This window comes from Pelomonas sp. KK5 (assembly GCF_001984095.1).
Taxonomy (GTDB): Bacteria; Pseudomonadota; Gammaproteobacteria; order Burkholderiales; family Burkholderiaceae_C; genus KK5.
Window position 1 is genome coordinate 1 of the sequence record NZ_LYVQ01000466.1, and the last position, 1,573, is coordinate 1,573.

A 1,573-nucleotide genomic window follows, 5' to 3' on the forward strand; every position below is an offset into this window, starting at 1 on the left:
GCTGCTGATGGACCTGAAGAACAAGTACGACGTCGAGGCCGGCTGGAAGGCGACGAAGAAGGCGCTGGCCAACCCCGCCAACCGCCGCATGGGCCTGGAGGCGCGGCAGCTGAACCCGACGCTGGCCAAGTATTCGCTGGCCTGGGGCGCGGTGGTGCTGAAGGACCCGCTGGCCCGCGGCGCGATGAAGGCCTGCGGCCTGACCGAGGCCTCGCTGAACGACGAGAAGGCCGACACGCACAAGGTCGTCAAGTACCTGGAGGTGTTTTACGAGGACGACGTCAGCATCTACCGCGACAACAGCGAGGAACTGCCCAAGTGGGTGCCCGCGGAGATCGAGCTGACGCTGACCTGCTGGGCCGCCTTCCGCCGCGGCGCGGATGGGGTGAAGCTGGCGATCGGCGAGGCCACGCTGGTGGAAGGCCTGCTGGGCGAGTTCGACGGCGTGCAGGAGGCGGCGGAGGCCACCTCGGCCGAGCTGGAGGCGCAGCAGCAGGCATTGACCGAGGCAGGCAAGGCGCTGCGCAAGGCGGCGGGCACCGGCGGCGACGCGGTGCTGCCGGACACCACGGCGCTGGAGACGGCGATCGGGGCGCACGAGGAATCGCTGCGGGTGCGCAGCGAGACCGCGCAGCGGCTGCATCACGCGCTGCTGGCGTCCAAGGCCGCGGCGGTCGATCCTTCACAGAAGGGCAAGGAGGAGGCCTTGAAGGGCGCAGCGGGCGCGCTGGCGGGGTTCCAGGCGAAGGCGAAGCGCGTGCAGAAGGCGGCGGCGCAGGATGCTGACGGGCTCAAGGCGGCCAGGCTGGAGCTGGGGACGACGATGGCGGCCTTGAAGCAGCAGGTGGGGAAGGCGAGGGTGGAGCAGCAGCCGCCGACGACAAGGCCGAGGAGCAATGCGGGGGCGCCGAAGCCGGAGAAGGTGGGAGGCTAGTCGCAGGCCGCAAGGGCCGGGCAGATCATTGAGCAAGGGCGCAGCTGTACACGTTGCTGCCAGTCGTTGCGGTGGTGGTGGAGAGGTATTTTCGATCCTTGCATGTGGCGTTCCACACGCCATCGCCACCCGGGTGAAAGGCAATGACTTTCACATCGTTGTCTTGCGGAAGACAGCCCGTGTGACCGGCGCTGATCAGCTGGAGCTTCTCCTTGACGGGGCCGCTTTCCGTCAACACGGAAACACAAGCTGATTGCGTGCCGAGGATGGCTGCGATCAATGCCAGGGTTCTGGCGGGATGAATCATCGAGTCTCCCTGTTCCGGAACTGTTGTTTGCAGCAGTGTGCTGTGCTTAGGACGGCGCTACTGATTACATGCCCAGCGCATTCGATGTTGATGTCCGCAGGTTTCTGAAGATTTGCAGCATTCGCGGCCATGGCGGACTGCGACCGAGTCGTTCGAGATATGAACAACCGTCCCAGGCATCACCTGGGATTTAGGACCCAGGGCGAGCTCTTTGCTCGGTCCTAGAGGTGTGGCACTTCAGATTTGACTTCAAGCATCAATTGCGATCCCACAGACCCTTGTACGCATCGCCCTCCCCGAGTTCCCGAATCCGTTCCATGGTTCGAAGAACT

2 protein-coding genes are annotated in these 1,573 nt (G+C 64.9%); one reads left to right on the top strand and one right to left on the bottom strand.

Annotated features, from left to right (window positions below):
• Positions 1-934, top strand: a 934-nt coding sequence (locus tag B0W88_RS34105; protein ID WP_198938007.1) for a hypothetical protein, incomplete at its 5' end; no start/stop codon positions are given.
• Between the two features lie 25 nt (positions 935-959).
• Here the strand turns inward: B0W88_RS34105 and B0W88_RS33305 are convergent.
• The gene (locus B0W88_RS33305) at positions 960-1,241 is read right to left on the bottom strand and encodes a hypothetical protein (RefSeq protein ID WP_144007139.1); all 282 of its coding nucleotides are present in this window, start codon (positions 1,239-1,241) and stop codon (positions 960-962) included.
• Positions 1,242-1,573: the final 332 nt, after the last annotated feature.